We start from the raw sequence: 16,308 nt of genomic DNA, 5'->3' as shown, positions 1-16,308 counted from the left end.
CCGCTACGGAATATGTTGTCAAAGGCAGGCCGCGTCCGAAAGTCCGGCCCGACAAGACTGTTTTGCAGGCATGGGAGAACCGGCGCCCCCCGAGCGGATGCGCATATGCGTCGCCCTGCTCATTCGTTGTGAAGCACAGGCGCCTTTTCGAGCGCGGACTTCGCGCTCGCACCCTGGCTCTTAGACGCCGGACTCGCGCTCCCGGCCAGCGCTTTCGACATCAGTCTGAATGTCGATACCGAGCCCACGATGCACAGGAGCATCGGAACCAGCGCATCTTGATTCACGCGAGTGAACTCGAGCATGAGCACGATTGCCGTAAGCGGCATTTGCATGGAGGCGGCGAGAAAGGCGCTCGCTCCGACCATGGCGAAACTGCCTGCGGAGGTTCCCGGCCAGAGCATGTTCCACAGTCCGCCCAGCACGATGGCAAGCAACGCGCCATTCGCAAGCCCAGGCGTGAGCAGGCCGCCCTCGGCGCCCGCGCGCAGACTCGACGCTTCGATTGCCACTTTCAGCACGAGCAGCGTGGCTGCCAGTCCGATGGTGAGATGGCTGTCGAACGCGAGGGCTGCCGGGCCCTTGCCATTGCCCGCCAACTGCGGGTAGTAGATGACGAGAACACCGATCACCGCGAAATTGAGCACCGAGAGAGCAGGCAGACGCCAGTCCTTCGGCGCGTGGGCACGCGCAGCGCTCGTGAGCTGGACAAAGCCCCATGCCGCCGCCCCGAACACCGGCCCTGCCATCGCGGACCACACCACGAGTGGCGCTCCAAGCGTCAGTTGTGCAACGCTGTACTGCTGTTCATTGCCGAGCCCGACCCACGCCGTGACCGCGGCCAGCGAAGAAGTCACGAGGGCCGGCACCGCGAGCCGCCATTCGAAACTACCCAGCAGCACTTCGAGCACAAAGAGCGCTCCGCCCAATGGCACGTTGTAGACCGCTGCGAGCCCGGCGCCCGCTCCACATGCCACCAGAACGCGCTGATCCGCGAGCGACAGCCCCGCTCGCCGCGCGAGCCAGCCTCCCCACAGCGCGCCGATCTCTCGCGGTGCGACTTCCCGCCCGAGAGGCGAGCCCAATGCGACCGTCACGATCTGCAGCAAGGCATGCACGATGGTGCTCGGAACCGGCATGCGTGGAACGCCGGCAGTCAGCGCCTGCTTGATGCTGACCAGCGGGCGTCCCCAGCGGTAGAGCGCCCACCAGCCGAAACCGGCCACGAGGCCGCAGAGCACGAGCGCCTCGAAGCGTCGCGCAGGCGACGCGTCAGCGACACCACTTAAAAAGGATTCCTTACTTACTATTCGACAGACACTATAACCATATGCCAGATGCTGGATTTCATGAAGCAACAGCGCCAGCATCATGCCACCGAGCCCGGCGCCCACGCCGGTGAGCGCGCTAGCCACGACAAGCCTCACATAGCCACGTAGCGCGTTACTGGAACCTGAAGTCATCACTGCAATGCGTCGGAACGAAGGAATGGTACGAGCCACGCAAGGCGGGCGCGACGAACATCTCGTCCGCTTGCGTCACGCCTTAGCGCGCAAAGCGAATGTCGAGCGAGCGCAGGTAGGTCTGCAGACCGGCATCCTGAAGCGGAATGACGTAGGCGACTTCGTCCGACTCGTTGAAGTGCGCATGCCAGTACCCCGGAGGCGTGACGAATGCCATCCCCGGCTTCCAGTCAACGCGTACCGGATCGATGATGTTGCCTTCCTCGTCGACTTCCGTGCCAACCAGCGTGTAGACACCGGGCTTACAATCCGGAATGAAGTCGAGTGCGATCGACTCATGGCGGTGCGGCTTTTGCATGGATTGCGGCGCTACCGCACCGAACATGGCCCACATCGAGTGCGTAACCGTGCGCGTTTGCGGAAAATTCGCGTTCCCGAGCAGCACGCTGACGCGGTTGCGCTGGCTTGCGCCGGGGGCTGCCGCGACCTTGTCGAGTTCAGCCTTTGCGCGCGCGGCCGGATAGAGCGTGGGCGCGAAGCGTTGGCGCGACACGCGGGTTCCCAGGTAGCTGAGCAGCGGGCCATCGTTGACGTAGTAGATGCGCGCCGTGGCATCCGCGGCCAGCACAGCCTCGTCACCGCCGGGCAGCGCGAAGAAGTCGCCGGTGCCAAAGCTGAACGCCGAGTCGCCCTGCGAGACCGTGCCACTGCCTTCCAGCACATAAAAGACCTGCGACGTGGCGTTCGGATTGACCGAAAGCTTCTCGCCCGCTTCGATGCGCAGGAAATTCGCCAGCAGGCCGGGGCCCGTTGCCGGGTAATCGACGCCCAGTGCCTTCGAGAGATCGAGCGGCACGATACGCGTCGAGCCGCTGTCGTAGAGTTCCGAGAGGAACCAATGATATGGCACGCGCGAGATCAGTTTCGCGCCGATCGGGTTGGCCGAGCTGGTGTATTCGAAGTATTCGGCGTCACGCGTTGCGGCCTCGTCATCGAGACGAACGGTAGAAACTGCGGTTTTGTCGAGCATGGTAGGCACCCTAAGTAACGTTGAACTACGGTTCGGGACACAGCGCGCCGCGACAGAAGAACGCAGCGTCAACTTCACTATAGGAAGGTTGACGGCCGGCCAGAACCGCGGCGAAGAAAAATCAGCTTTGCGCAAAGGGGATAAGGCCACGGGCGAGCCGGCGCTACGCTTTGTCAGGATCGCGTTCTGCCAAGGCCAGTTCGAGCGCATCACTTCGTCGCACGCTGCGCAGCACCAAGCACGCGTACCGCAGCCTGTCCGCGCGCGGCGCGGCCGTCGTGTTGAGCGCCAACTGAACATCAGAATCGATGATCGGCGGCGGCTATCAGGCTCATCAGATCGGGGGGGACTGCAGGTCTTCGCCCAGGAACGACGTCGCGCGAGCAAGTCGCGAAGACGCATGTGACGGGGCCCATTCAACGCTGCCGGGTCCTTCGGTGCACCGCCGATGCAATAAACCACCGCCCGAGCGTGGCGGCGCGGCTCAAACCTCCCAGTAGCTTTCCTTGCTGAATAGTTCCGCATAGAAGTCGATGAAGGCGCGCACCTTCGTCGACACTGTCTTCTTGGGCGGATAGACCGCCCAGATAGCGGGCACCGCGGGCGTGGGTTGGACCTCCCACTCCCGGAGCAACCTGACCAGCTGCCCGGCTTGCACCGCCTCGCCGATCGCCCAGGTTGGCAGCAGGGCGACGCCGCAACCGGCGACGGCGAGGTCGAGCAGCGAGTCCGTGTCGTCCGCGCGGATTCGGCCATCGATACGAACCGGGATTTGACTGGCGTCGGGTCCGGCGGACCGGTCGACGAAGATCCAGCGGTCGTCCGCCGCGAGCGGAAAGCGCAACGTCACGTGCGTCGACAGCTCCTCGGGAGAAGCCGGCGCGCCATACCGCGCCACGTACCGCGGACTGGCGCAGACGACGCGGCGGTGCTGCGCCAGCCGGCGCGCCATGAGCTGCGAGTCCGGCAATGCACCGATCCGGATCGCCAGATCGATGCCTGAGTCGATGATCTTGACGACGTCGTCGGTCATCACGGCGTCGACGTCGATCTTGGGGAAACGCTCCATGAACTCGGGCAGATGACGAATGATGTGACGCCTGCCGAACGCAGTGGGCATGGTCACCCGCAAGAGGCCGCGCGGCGAACTGTTCAAGGCCGCCGTGACCGCCCGCGCCTCATCGAGGCTCTTCAACACCTGCAGCGCCTGCTCGTAGAACACACGGCCGCCTTCGGTCAGAACCAGGCCGCGTGTGGACCGGTTGAAGAGCGCGACCGCCAGATCCTGCTCGAGGTCGGTGATGCAACGGGAAACGGTGGAGGTTTTGACACCGAGCTTCGCGGCAGCCTGACTCAGGCTGCCCAGTTCGGCTGCGTAGCGAAACGCCCGCATCGCGGAAAAATAGTCCATCAGATCGGCGTCCAAAAAACGGGGCGCACCGAGGCAGGCGCAACGCAGCTACCGTCTGAAATGAGCGATAGCGGCCTGCCGGCGGTGCCTTGCGAGCCGAGTGTACGACGCCGCGCGCACCGAGGCTATCCCTTTTTTGCAAAGCTGATTTTTCCCCGAGGGCTGACCTGACCGGTCAGCTACGCAGGCTCGACTTCCATCCATATCACCGCGCACGGTCTGAAACAGCGCGACGAGCCTCGCCGACGCCGCGAAAGGCAACATTCACTCGTTCTCTGAACATAGCGCCACTGTCGGTCAGTTCGACGCCCCGCGCGGAACGATAGAAGAGGACGATACCCAGATCACTTTCGAGGTTGGCGATGTAGCGGGAGACCGTGGAAGCCTCGATGGACAGCCGCTGTGCAGCGAGATTGAAGCTGCCCACCTCGGAAACCAGCAGAAAGGCTCGAACCGCTGCATAGTAGTTCATCTCATGCGTCCTCCAAGCTCGCATTGCTCCCCTGCGGCGATAACTACCTGCCTGATCGGCGCAAACACGGCGGCCAACACCTGGCGCCAAGCTTATGCTGGCACCCGTGCGCCGGACTCGCCTAGTCCCCTTGCCGCAAATCTCCTTTTTTGTTGCGGGCATTCCGCGCCCGGCCAACGCTGGAAACGCAAGCCGAAATCCGAGGTACGTCACGCAGATGCGAATCATTTTCGCGGCAATCACACCGCGCCGCGTCGTGCATGAACGCACCATCCACGTGTGCGCTCCTTTCGTGGTGCACGCCGACGTAAGGCCGGGGAACGCCGCCATAAGCCCCGCCAATTCTCTCGCGAACTAAAAAAGGTGATGAAGCATGAAGCTCAAGATTGGTGAACGACTAATGGCTACATTCGGTGTGGTTCTGGTTTTTCTGCTCGCGATTTGCGTGACAGCCACCGCGCAGATGGCGCGCATGAGCGCAACGACACAAACCATCGTCAGCATTCGCGCCCAAGAGCTGAAGCTGGTGAACGCGATTCGAGCAGCGACGCTCCAACGAACGGTCTTGCTTTACACAGCGCTCGACGAACCCTCACCTGAAGCACAACAAGTCGCGCTCGAACAGGTGCAGGAAATTTGCGATCAGCTCACCCCGATCTATCAAGCCATCCCTCGTCTGCTCACGACGGCCGCCGGCCACGCTAGCTTCGACCGCCTGCTCCAGGCGCGTGAGCTTCATCAGGAAGCAACGAAGTCCGTGTTTGCCGAGTTGGCGGCGCACGACATTGCGGCGGCGCGCGCCGCGCTCGCGAAGGCAAGGTCGGCCCGAATCGCCTTTTTGCAGCAGCAAGACGAGTTTCTGAATTTGGCCCAGGGCTTGATGGACAGCCCCGCGAAAAGCACCAGCGACGCATATGACATGGCGCGCGCCATCCTGTGGGGCGCGGGCGCACTAGCGTTCGTCGTGGCGTTGGTACTGTGCACTATGGGGACGCGTTCGATCGTTCGCCCCTTGCAACGAGTGGTCGACGGTGCGCATGCCTTGGCGCAGGGTGACCTGCGTATGCGGATCGATGTGAAGAGCCACGACGAACTCGGCGATCTGGCCGAGTCGGTGCGGGCAATCAGTAAGCTGGCGACGCTCGTCGGCGGAGTCAAGCAAGCAGGGTTGTCGATTGCCGCCGCCACCGGGCAGGTGGCGACAGGAAACACCGACCTGTCGCAGCATACGGAAGACCAAGCGGCCTCGCTCGAAGAAACGGCATCGAGCATGGAAGAGCTGACCGCGACGGTCCGGCAGAACGAGGACAATGCTCACCAGGCGAGCACGCTTGCGAGCACCGCATCGGCGGTCGCAGTGCGCGGCGGAGAAGAGGTCGCCCGCGTGGTCGAGACCATGCGCGAGATTTCCGGCAGTTCCGCCAAGGTCGCCGATATCGTCAGAGTGATCGAGGGCATCGCATTTCAGACCAACATCCTCGTGCTCAATGCAGCAGTCGAGGCTTTGCCGTGGTGGCCTGCGAGGTCCGCACGCTCGCGCAACACAGCGCGACGGCCGCTCGGGAGGTCAAGCAACTCATTAGCGAATCGTGTACGCGTGGATGTCGGCCCGCAACTGGTTGAGAAAGCCGGCAACACGATCCAGGAAGTCGTTCAGTCCGTCAAACGGGTGACGGACATCATGAGCGAAATCGCCGCTGCGTCGCATGAGCAAAGCACGGGTATTGAACAGGTCAACCTGGCTGTGAGCCAGACGGATCAGGTGACGGAACAGAACGCCGCGCTCGTTGAAGAGGCCGCTGCGGCCGCGCAATCGATGGTTGAACAGGCTCAGGCGCTGCGCGACTCCGTAGAGATGTTCAAGCTCGACAGTCGGTAGTGCGCGAGGCGCTCATTACATGAGATAGCGTGATATCGGCGCGTTCGCAAAATGGGGCAGGCATGCGCCTGCCCTATTCGCTCTAGTGAATGGCCATTTGCACGACCTTCACGATGACGAGCCCCACTGCGACGATGAGGTAGGTGCGCAGAACGCCCATCCACACGCGCGTCGACAACGTCAAGTGCCGCGGCAGCGGTAGCTCTTCGAGCGGCACCATACGCCACGAGTCGCGCAACTCCTTAAGGGTCGGCTTGTTGAGCGGCAAGGCGTCGTCGGTAACAGGCTTACCGCATGCCTCGCGCGAGATTCCCACCGCGGCATTACGGCAAGCCCGCATCCGCCCACGTGAACATTGACGAACGCCGCACCGCTGACGTCCGGATACCGTTATCGCCAGGCCTGGCGCGCGCCCGCCTGCTCAGTGCCCCGCATAAATCGACCGGCCGACAGCGCTAGCCAGACCCGGCACGCCCTAGTCCGAGCTGCCCGTCATCGCCACGCCGCCTACGGCGCTGTTCGCCGGTGCGGCGTGCTGCGCCGTCTGTGCGTCTTGCTGCGCGACGATCGCCTCCGCGCGCTGGATGTCGTCGGGATAGTCGTTGTCCTTGGCCACAGGACGATACCCCGCCTGCTCCAACCGCACGAGATCGTCGATCACCTGGGCGCGCGTGACCGGCGCGTTGGCCGGGTCGGCGGGGGTGGCGGTCTGTGCGAAAGCGGCAGCGGGAGCGGCCAGGGCGCAGGCAACGAGCAATGTGGAAACGAGTGCTTTCATGGTGTTCACCTCTCAATGAATGGCCGCTGCATCGGGAAGGGATGCCGCCTCAGCCACCCTCGGCAATGTCGCGAAGGTTGAACGCATTCTGGTCGCGCGGCGCTGACCCAAAGCTGACCTGCTGATTACGAGTTCGTTATCTGGGCGCAGCGCGCCCCCGGCGGCTAGCGTCCTTGCGCGGCAAAGATGACAAATCCGTAATGTCGAGGTCAGGACCGGGTAAGCGCGCCCTCCCGATACTTGCGCCACTCCCGCCTCAACCCGGACCCCGTCATGTGGATCGTCAAACTGGCTCTCAGACGGCCTTACACGTTCATCGTGCTGGCCGTACTGCTCTTTATCCTCGGGCCGCTCGCCATCATGCGCACGCCCACGGACATTTTTCCGAACATCAATATCCCGGTGGTCAGCATCGTCTGGACCTACAACGGCTTCTCCGCCGAGGACATGGCGCACCGCATCACCTCGAACTACGAGCGCGCGCTGACTTCGGACGTGGACGACATCGAGCACATCGAATCCCAGTCGCTCAACGGCGTGTCGGTCGTGAAGGTGTTCTTCCATCCTGGCGCCGACATCAACCGCGCGATTGCCGAGGCGGCGTCGAACTCTGCTTCGATCCTGCGCGTGCTGCCGCCCGGTACGCTGCCGCCGAACATCATCACGTACAACGCCTCCACGGTGCCAGTGCTGCAACTGGGCCTGTCCAGCGCGACCTTGCCCGAGCAGTCGCTTTACGACCTCGGCAACAGCTTCATCCGCACGCAGCTCGCGACCGTCCAGGGCGCGGCCGTGCCGCTGCCCTACGGCGGCAAGATCCGCCAGATCATGGTGCAGCTCGACCCGAAAGCGTTGCAGGCCAAAGGACTCGCGCCCGCGGACGTCGTCAACGCCGTGAACGCACAGAACCTCATCCTGCCCGGCGGCACGGCGAAGATCGGTTCGCGCGAATACAACGTGGAAATGAACGGCAGCACGCAAACCGTCGCGGCGCTCAACGACCTGCCCATCAAGACCGTGAATGGCAGCGTGGTGTATGTGCGCGACGTCGCGCACGTGATCGACGGTTACGCCCCGCAAACGAACATCGTGCGCGCGGGCGGCAAACGCGCGGCACTCCTTACGGTCGAAAAGACCGGCAGCGCCTCGACGCTCACGATCATCCAGCAGGTGAAGGCCATGCTGCCGACGATCGCCGCGGGCCTGCCGAGCGCGCTCAAAATCACGCCGCTCTCCGATCAGTCCGTGTTCGTGAAGTCGGCGATCTCAGGCGTGGTGCGCGAGGCGCTCATTGCGGCTTGCCTCACCGCCGCGATGATTCTGCTCTTTCTCGGCAGCTGGCGCGCCACGCTCATCATCGCCGTGACGATTCCGCTCGCCGTGCTCACGTCGCTCATCGCGCTCGCGGCGCTCGGCGAGACCATCAACATCATGACCCTCGGCGGCCTCGCGCTTGCGGTCGGCATCCTCGTTGACGACGCCACCGTCGCTATCGAAAACATCACGCATCATCTTGAGCGCGGCGCGCCGCTGCACGACGCCATTCTCAACGGCTCCGGCGAGATCGCCGTGCCGACGTTCGTCTCGACGCTCTCCATCTGCATCGTGTTCGTGCCGATGTTCCTGCTTTCGGGCGTGGCGCGGTATCTGTTCGTGCCGCTCGCCGAGGCCGTGGTGTTCGCGATGTGCGCGTCGTACTTCTTCTCGCGCACGCTGATTCCCACGCTCGCCATGTATCTGCTGCGTGCGCGCAAGCCTGACGCTGCGCCCAGGCGCGGCATCGCCGGTGTGTTGACGCGCTTTCAGGCGGGCTTCGAACGGCGCTTCGAAGCGGTGCGCAACCGCTATCGCGCGCTGCTTCAGGCGGCGATTGCGCAGCGCCGCCGTTTCGTGGTGCTGTGGGTCGCGCTGTGCCTCGGCTCGCTCGTGCTCGTGCCGTTCACCGGCCGCGACTTCTTCCCCGCTGTCGATACCGGCGAAATCCGCCTGCACCTGCGCGCGCCTACCGGCACGCGCATCGAGGAAACGGCCCGCATTACCGACGAAGTCGAAGCGAAAATCCGCAGCGTGATTCCGCCCGCCGAACAAGCCGCGGTGCTCGACAACATCGGTGTGCCGGTGAGCGGCATCAACCTCACATATGACTCGTCGGACCCCATCGGTCCCGAAGACGCGGACATCCTCGTTACGCTCGCGCCGAAGCACAAACCCACCGCGCAATATGTCGCGAAGCTGCGCAACGTGCTCAACGCCTCGTTTCCGGGCGTGACCTTCGCGTTCCTGCCCGCCGACATCGTGAGCCAGATCCTGAACTTCGGCCTGCCTGCGCCCATCGACGTGCAGATCGTCGGCAACAAGCTCGCGCAAAACCGCGTCGTGGCGAATCATCTGCTCGACCAGATGCGTGGCGTGCGCGGCCTCGTCGACGCGCGCATCCAGCAGCCCGGGGACGAGCCCACCATCAACGTCGACGTAGATCGCACGAAGGCCCTGCAAGCGGGCCTCACGCAGCACGACGTGGCGCAGAACCTGCTCATCGCGCTCTCGGGCAGCTCGCAAACCACGCCCAACTTCTGGCTCGATCCGAAGAACGGCGTGAGCTATCCGCTCGTGACCGAGGTGCCGCAATACGATATCCATTCGCTGCAAACACTCGCCAATATTCCGCTGACGACGTCGCAATCGGTCACGTTCTCGCCGCAAAACCAGCTTGGCACGCTCGGCACGGTCTCGCGCAGCTCGCAGGAAGCCGTGGTCTCGCACTACAACGTGCAGCCCGTGCTCGACATCTTTGCGTCGACACAGGGACGCGACCTGGGCGGCGTCGCCTCCGACGTGAACCGCCTCGTGAACGCCGCGCGCGCGCAACTGCCGCCTGGCTCGTCGATCGTGATGCGCGGCCAGGTGCAGTCGATGAACGCCTCGTTCAGCGGCCTCGCAGCGGGCCTCGTGTTCGCCATCGCGCTCGTGTACCTGCTGATGGTCGTGAATTTCCAGTCGTGGCTCGATCCGCTCATCATCGTGAGCGGTCTGCCGGCCTCGCTCGCCGGGATCGCGTGGATGCTGTTCGTCACGCAGACCACGCTCAGCGTGCCGGCGCTCACGGGCACGATCCTCTGCATGGGCATCGCCACGGCCAACAGCATTCTCGTCATCAACACCGCGCGCGAGTCGCTCGCCGCGGGCATGGAGCCGCTCGCCGCCGCGCTCGATGCGGGCTTCAACCGCTTTCGCCCGGTGCTCATGACGGCGCTCGCGATGCTGATCGGCATGTTGCCGATGGCGCTGGGTCTCGGCGACGGCGGCGAACAGAACGCACCGCTCGGGCGCGCCGTGATCGGCGGCCTCGCGATCGGCACGCTTTCCACGCTCGTGTTCGTGCCGGTCGTGTTCGGCATGGTGCATGGCTGGCTCGCGCAACGCCGCGCCGCGCGCGATGCCAGCAACGATGCGCAAGCCGATACAACCACCCACGTTGAATAAGGATTCCAGAATGAAATCGCAGACACCGCACGAAGAACGCGATGCCGCGGCGCGAACCGCAACGCGAGGTCGCTCGGCTGTCGTCGTCGGCCTGACCTGCCTCGCCATCGCCGCGGCGCTCCTCACGGCGGGCATCGGCCCGCGCCTCCAGGCGCGCACGGCGCAAGCGCAGCAGGTCGCGGCGCAGCGTGAGCTGATCGTCTCCACCCTCACGCCCACGCGCGCACCCGCCACGCAGGACCTGTTGCTGCCCGGCTCGGTGATGTCCTGGGCGGACGCGTCGATCTACGCGCGCACGAGCGGGTACGTGCAGCACTGGTACACGGATATCGGCGCGCACGTGAAGGCGGGTCAGACGCTCGCGCAGATCGACACGCCCGAGCTCGATGCGCAACTCCAGCAGGCGCGCGCCGACGAAGCCACCGCACAGGCCAACTATCGCTTCGCCAACAGCACGGCGCAGCGCTGGCAAACGATGCTGCAGACGCAATCGGTCTCCGAGCAGGACGCCCAGGCGAAAACGAGCGACGCCGCCGCGAAACTGGCCACGCTCCAGGCGGCGCAGGCCAACGTGGCGCGGCTGCAGGAGCTGGTTTCCTACCAGAAGGTGACGGCGCCTTTCGATGGCGTCATTACGGCGCGCAACGTGCAAGTGGGCGCGCTCGTCACCGCGGGCGGCACGCCCGGCCTCGCCACGATGCCAGGCGAGCTGTTCCATCTCTCGCAGACCAACCGGCTGCGCGTGTACGTGGACGTGCCTCAGGACGACGCGAGCCTCGTCACGCCAGGCACGGCAGTCTGGCTGACGACGCAGCAATATCCGGGCCGCCGCTTCGAAGCCAGTGTGGCGCGCAGTTCGAACGTGATCGATCCCGTGAGCCGCACGTTGCATGTGGAAGTCGATGTGGACAATCACGACGGCGCGCTGATGCCCGGCGCCTACGCGCAGGTGCACCTCGCGCTCACGGCGGCCGCGCCGGCGCTCGAACTGCCCGTGAGTGCGCTGCTGTTCCGCCCGGACGGCGTGACCGTCGCGGTGGTGGATGCAAAGAGCATGGTGCAATTGCGCAAGGTGACCATCGGCCGCGACTTCGGCACCTATGTGGAAATCGCCACCGGACTCGCGCCGACCGATCGCGTCATCAACAATCCCGGCGACGCCATTGCGAGCGGCCAGAGCGTGCGCGTGGCGGCAGCCTCGACGGCTGCGCAAGCGAAAGCGTAACCGAGGCTCATCATGTTCGAACGCCCTCTCCCTACGCTGCGCCGGATCGTCGTCGCCTTCACCGCAGCATCGCTCGCGGCGTGCACCACGTTGCCCCATTACAGCGTACCCTCGACGGACGTGCCTGCGCACTTCGCGACACAAACGACGCAACCCGCAGCGGCACCCGGCTGGACCGTCGCCGCGCCCGCCGACGCCCAAACGCGCGGCCCATGGTGGACGCTCTTCGGCGACAACGACCTCGACCAGCTCGAAGCCCGCGTGGACGTGTCGAACCAGAGCGTGCGCCAGGCCGTCGCCAATCTCGAAGCCGCGCGCGCGATGATCGACTATCAGCGCGCGGGCTACGCGCCGACCGTCACGGCAGGCGTGGCGGCGCAGCGTTACCGGACCTCGCAGAATCTCGTGGACCATTCGCTTGCGGGCAAGACGATTCCCGATTACTCGACGGGCCTCACGGCAAGCTGGGAACCCGACCTGTTCGGGCGCGTGAAGGACGCGACCACCCAGGCCCACGCCAACGCCCAGGCCACGCAAGCCGACCTCGAATCGGTGCGCCTTTCGGTTGCGAGCCAGCTGGCGACGGATTACTTCGATTTGCGTTCGCTCGATCGCCAGAAGAAGCTGCTCGATGACACCGTGAGCGCCTACGCGGCCGCGCTGCGCATCGTGCAGCAGCAACTCGCCGACGGCGCGATCGACGCCTCCGCCGTCGCCCAGGCACAAACCCAGCTCGAGAGCGCGCGCACGGCGGATAGCGACATCGACGTGCAACGCGCGCAGCTTCAGCACGCCATCGCCACGCTGATCGGCGTGCCCGCTTCGACGTTCAGTCTGCCGCCGCGTGTCGATCCCGCCGCCGTGCCGTCGATTCCCGCGGGCGTGCCCTCCGCGCTGCTCGAACGGCGCCCCGACATCGCGGCGGCCGAGCGACGCGTGGCGGCGGCCAATGCAAGAATCGGCGAGGCGCACGCGGCCTTCTATCCCGACCTGACGCTCTCCGCGACGGCGGGCCTCGAAAGCACGTTCTTCGCGCCGTGGCTGAGTGCGCCCAGCCTCTTCTGGTCGCTCGGCTCGCAACTGGCGGGCACACTCTTCGACGGTGGCCGGCGCGACGCCACGCTCAAAGGCGCGAACGCACAATACGATGCGGCAGTAGCCGGCTACCGGCAAACCGTGCTGACGGCGTTCCAGCAAGTCGAAGACAACCTGAGCGCGCTCGATACGCTGGCGAGCGAAGCGCAGAGCCAGCAGCGCGCCACCGCCGCCGCGCAACTCTCGCTCAAGCTCACCACCAACCGCTACCAGGCGGGCGCGGTGAACTATCTCGATGTCGTGACGGCACAGACCATCGCGCTCTCGAACGAACGCAACGAGGAGCAGATCGCAGGAAGAAGGCTCGATGCGAGCGTGCATCTGCTCCAGGCGCTCGGCGGCGGCTGGAGCCGCGCGGCGCTGAGCGACTTGAGCGCTAAGGGCGGGCGAACGTCAGGATGAACCGCGTGCTCGTCGCATCGCTTTCGGCGCGTGCTGAGCCGCCGTGCAGCGTCATGATCGTGCGCACGATCGCGAGCCCCAGACCCGCCGAAGCACCCGCGCGCGGCTCGCGGTGGCGCGACGCATCCGCGCGATAGAAGCGATCGAAAATGCGTTCCAGCAGCGCCGCATCGATGGGCGTGCCCGGATTGGCCACCGTGACCTCGACGGCCCGTGGCGTCTGCTCGACGCTCAGCGTGATCGCCGCGCCGCGCGGCGTATAGCGCAGCGCATTGGCGAGCAGGTTGCCCACGGCGCGCCGGAACAGCTCCTTGTCCGCGCGCAGGCGGCCCTCGCCCTGCACGCGGATTTGCACGCCCGCCTCGTCGGCGAGACCTTCGAAGTAGTCGGCAATCTGAGTGAGCGCATCGTGCACGTCGAACTCCGCTAGGGTCGTCATGAACTGCGGATGCTCCGCGCGCGCGAGAAAGATCACGCTTTCGATCATGCGCGAAAGCCGTTCGCATTCCTCCAGATTCGATTCGAGTAACGTCTCGTATTCGGCCGTGGTGCGCTCGCGCGCGAGCGCCACTTCGTTCGCACCGCGCAGGTTGCCGAGCGGCGTGCGCATGTCGTGCGCGAGATCCGCGGTGTATTGCGACATCCGCTCGAAGCCGCCGTGCAAACGGTCGAGCATGGCGTTGAGCGACTTCGTGAGCGTATCAAGCTCGCTCGGCGCGCGTTCGACTTCAATGGGGGTATCGAGCCGGTCCACCGTGACCGTGGCCGCGCGCGCCGCCATCTCGCGCAAAGGGCGCAGGGACTCGCGCACGAGCAGCCAGCTCATGAGGAACGCGAGCAGCATGCCCGCCAGTCCGAAGCCGTAAAGCCGCTCGCGATAGTGGTCGAGCAGCCGCCAGCGATCGGTCATGTCGCGCGCGATGACGATGGTGACGGGCGTGCCGTCCGCCAGCGCGGCGTCCGTGGCGAGTCCGCGCACGGGCACACCGCGCGCGTTGCGCCATGCCACCACGTCGCCTTCGGTAATGCGTTGCGTCGGCGGGAGACGCCGCGCGAGCGCCGCTTCTGGAAACGCCGCGTCTGCAATGCCCGCCGTGTTGTGCTCGACGAGTTGCGCGCCGCCGGTACCGAGTATTTCCATGGAAAGCGCGGGATTGCCGAGCACCTGGCTCGTGAGCCGCTCCGCATGTTCGCGCACGTCGTGCTCGTTGTGCAGTTCCTGCGCGAGGCGGCGCGTGTGGCGCGAAATCAGCACAATATCGAGGTCGTCCTGCTGCTTCACCTCGCGGTCCAGCGTGAAATAAAGCGTGCTGCCCACAAGCGCGAATACCGCGAGCGTGGTACCCGCGAAACTCAGCGCGAGGCCTGTGGCGAGCGAGCGCACAGCCATGCGCGGCATCAGGCGTTCCCTTTGATTTCGGCGACGTAGCCCACGCCGCGCACCGTGTGGATCAGCTTGACGTCGAACGCGTCGTCCACCTTCGCGCGCAGGCGGCGGATGGCGACTTCCACGACGTTCGTGTCGCTGTCGAAGTTCATGTCCCACACGTATGAGGCGATCTGCGTGCGTGTGAGCACTTCGCCCTGGCGGCGCACGAGCAGCTGCAGCAGCGAGAACTCCTTCGGCGTGAGGTCGATGCGCGTGGCCCCGCGTTTCACGCGCCGGCGCGTGACGTCCACTTCGAGGTCGCCGAGCAGCAGCACGTCGCTTTCGCGCGGGGGGCCGCGGCGGGCCAGCGTGCGCACGCGCGCGAGCAGTTCGACGAACGCGAACGGCTTGACGAGGTAGTCGTCCGCCCCCAGCTCGAGGCCCTTCACGCGGTCGCTGATGTCGTCGCGCGCGGTGAGGAACAGCACCGGCGTGGTGTGCGTGGCGCGCAGCGTCTTGAGCACCGTCCAGCCGTCCATTGCGGGCAGCATGACGTCGAGCACGATCACGTCGTACGCCGCCTCTTTCGCGAGAATCAGGCCTTTCGCGCCGTCCGCGGCGACGTCCACCGCGTAGCCGGATTCCTCGAAGCCCTTCTTCAGATAGGCGCCGGTTTTCGGCTCGTCTTCGATCACAAGAATGCGCATCGCCGTTCTACTCACAGAGTGTATCCGGCTTAATTGTATGCGCTTGCTGGCCATGTGCGCGTGGCCACTGGCGTACTTCGCATACCCGAGCGGAACGGTCATCTTTCCTTTCCAGACCTACAAATGAAAGCGCGCCGCCATGCGGGGCGTTTGATCTTGTGCGAATCGCAATCTAGTTGCCGCCCTTATTCGCCTTAGTCCAGTAGTACCGCCATAGCTTCATGACCGCAGCATAGTCAAGCATCGCCACGATCAGTTCGATACGCGTTCATCGGTCCACCGTCCCGGTCGCCATTTGGGCCCCCGGTTCCAGTTCATAAGGTGGCTCAGCCGGAACGTTGAGGACATCGAGATTCTGCTGTGGCGAGCTCGTCACCATCGCCGGCATCGGGAGCATCTTGCGCCTTGCTCCGGTGGGGTCTGCGGCGTGACTGGTTGACGAACGCTCTGCGGATGGAGACTGATTAGCTGCCGCCAATCAATTATGGCACACCGATAAGTTCGTTCAAGGCAACGCCGGCGCTGGCCTCGGTGTTGTCGGCACGCATCGTTCCTGACTACGGTGGAGAGACCGAGTTCACCTCGACACGGCTGGCCTGGGAGCCGGCTGCCGCAGGCGATGCAGTCACGATTGCGCGACGCCATTGTTACCCACGCCTACGCCCACTCCCGTGATCAGATCGATCCAGCTTTAACGACGCCGCAGGAACGGGCCGCGGCGCCGCCGGTTCGCTGGCGTATGACATGGCGCAACCCCGTTAACAACCGAACTGCACTGTACATCGCCTCGCCTATGGCATCGAGGGCATAGGCGAATGCGAGTGCTGGCGAAGCTTACGTATCGGCATCGATGGCGGCCGGGCGACGTCGTAATGTGGGACAGCCGTGCGACATGTGCCAGCGTTCAGAACTTTGGCTGTTATATCGGGGGTGCTGCTCTCCAGTGCTCACAGGGCTAATCGTCGATTGGACCGGCTCCTTCATGGGCAGTGCT

Annotated in this window: 12 protein-coding genes and 1 pseudogene; 5 read left to right on the top strand and 8 right to left on the bottom strand. The window is 64.9% G+C overall.

The window, feature by feature from the left end; translation table 11 throughout:
* Positions 1-119: 119 nt before the first annotated feature.
* The 4 genes from AB4Y44_RS14130 to AB4Y44_RS14115 all read right to left on the bottom strand — a co-directional run bounded on the left by AB4Y44_RS14130 (position 120) and on the right by AB4Y44_RS14115 (position 4,376).
* Positions 120-1,463 (bottom strand): chloride channel protein, encoded by a 1,344-nt coding sequence (locus AB4Y44_RS14130; RefSeq protein ID WP_368699942.1) that lies wholly within the window; start codon positions 1,461-1,463, stop codon positions 120-122.
* 82 nt (positions 1,464-1,545) lie between these two features.
* On the bottom strand, positions 1,546-2,493 hold the full coding sequence (locus AB4Y44_RS14125) for a cupin (protein WP_368699941.1): 948 nt from the start codon (positions 2,491-2,493) through the stop codon (positions 1,546-1,548).
* Positions 2,494-2,977: 484 nt separating this feature from the next.
* On the bottom strand, positions 2,978-3,904 hold the full coding sequence (locus tag AB4Y44_RS14120) for a LysR family transcriptional regulator (protein ID WP_368699940.1): 927 nt from the start codon (positions 3,902-3,904) through the stop codon (positions 2,978-2,980).
* A gap of 205 nt (positions 3,905-4,109) precedes the next feature.
* Entirely contained in the window at positions 4,110-4,376 is a 267-nt protein-coding gene (locus AB4Y44_RS14115) for a LysR family transcriptional regulator (protein WP_368699939.1), read from the bottom strand.
* A gap of 373 nt (positions 4,377-4,749) precedes the next feature.
* Here AB4Y44_RS14115 and AB4Y44_RS14110 point away from each other — a divergent pair.
* Positions 4,750-5,999, top strand: a pseudogene (locus tag AB4Y44_RS14110) (methyl-accepting chemotaxis protein).
* Positions 5,974-6,255, top strand: a complete 282-nt coding sequence (locus tag AB4Y44_RS14105; protein ID WP_368699938.1) for a methyl-accepting chemotaxis protein — start codon at positions 5,974-5,976, stop codon at positions 6,253-6,255. Before AB4Y44_RS14110 ends, AB4Y44_RS14105 begins: the two are co-directional and overlap by 26 nt.
* A gap of 82 nt (positions 6,256-6,337) precedes the next feature.
* Here the strand turns inward: AB4Y44_RS14105 and AB4Y44_RS14100 are convergent, their stop codons facing one another.
* Both AB4Y44_RS14100 and AB4Y44_RS14095 read right to left on the bottom strand, forming a co-directional pair.
* Entirely contained in the window at positions 6,338-6,523 is a 186-nt protein-coding gene (locus tag AB4Y44_RS14100) for a hypothetical protein (protein ID WP_368699985.1), read from the bottom strand.
* Between the two features lie 207 nt (positions 6,524-6,730).
* Positions 6,731-7,033 carry a DUF4148 domain-containing protein gene (locus tag AB4Y44_RS14095; protein WP_368699937.1) on the bottom strand — a complete coding sequence of 101 codons (303 nt, stop codon included), beginning with the start codon at positions 7,031-7,033 and terminating at the stop codon, positions 6,731-6,733.
* 273 nt (positions 7,034-7,306) lie between these two features.
* On the opposite strand from AB4Y44_RS14095, the gene AB4Y44_RS14090 reads away from it, so the two are divergent.
* Genes AB4Y44_RS14090 through AB4Y44_RS14080 form a run of 3 tightly spaced genes read left to right on the top strand, consistent with a single transcriptional unit; the run spans position 7,307 to position 13,238 of the window.
* Positions 7,307-10,516 (top strand): efflux RND transporter permease subunit, encoded by a 3,210-nt coding sequence (locus tag AB4Y44_RS14090; protein WP_368699936.1) that lies wholly within the window; start codon positions 7,307-7,309, stop codon positions 10,514-10,516.
* 10 nt (positions 10,517-10,526) lie between these two features.
* Positions 10,527-11,741, top strand: a complete 1,215-nt coding sequence (locus tag AB4Y44_RS14085; RefSeq protein ID WP_368699935.1) for an efflux RND transporter periplasmic adaptor subunit — start codon at positions 10,527-10,529, stop codon at positions 11,739-11,741.
* Between the two features lie 12 nt (positions 11,742-11,753).
* Positions 11,754-13,238, top strand: coding sequence for an efflux transporter outer membrane subunit (locus AB4Y44_RS14080; RefSeq protein WP_368699934.1), 1,485 nt, complete (start codon positions 11,754-11,756; stop codon positions 13,236-13,238).
* Here the strand turns inward: AB4Y44_RS14080 and AB4Y44_RS14075 are convergent.
* Positions 13,213-14,628 carry a heavy metal sensor histidine kinase gene (locus AB4Y44_RS14075; protein ID WP_368699980.1) on the bottom strand — a complete coding sequence of 472 codons (1,416 nt, stop codon included), beginning with the start codon at positions 14,626-14,628 and terminating at the stop codon, positions 13,213-13,215. The genes AB4Y44_RS14080 and AB4Y44_RS14075 overlap by 26 nt on opposite strands.
* A gap of 8 nt (positions 14,629-14,636) precedes the next feature.
* Positions 14,637-15,314, bottom strand: a complete 678-nt coding sequence (locus tag AB4Y44_RS14070; protein ID WP_368699979.1) for a heavy metal response regulator transcription factor — start codon at positions 15,312-15,314, stop codon at positions 14,637-14,639.
* Between the last annotated feature and the right edge of the window lie 994 nt (positions 15,315-16,308).

It is taken from the genome of Paraburkholderia sp. BR10937, from assembly GCF_040965695.1.
In the GTDB taxonomy this organism is placed as follows: Bacteria; Pseudomonadota; Gammaproteobacteria; order Burkholderiales; family Burkholderiaceae; genus Paraburkholderia.
Note: the sequence above shows the minus strand (reverse complement) of the source record. Positions and strands in the feature narration are given on the sequence as shown.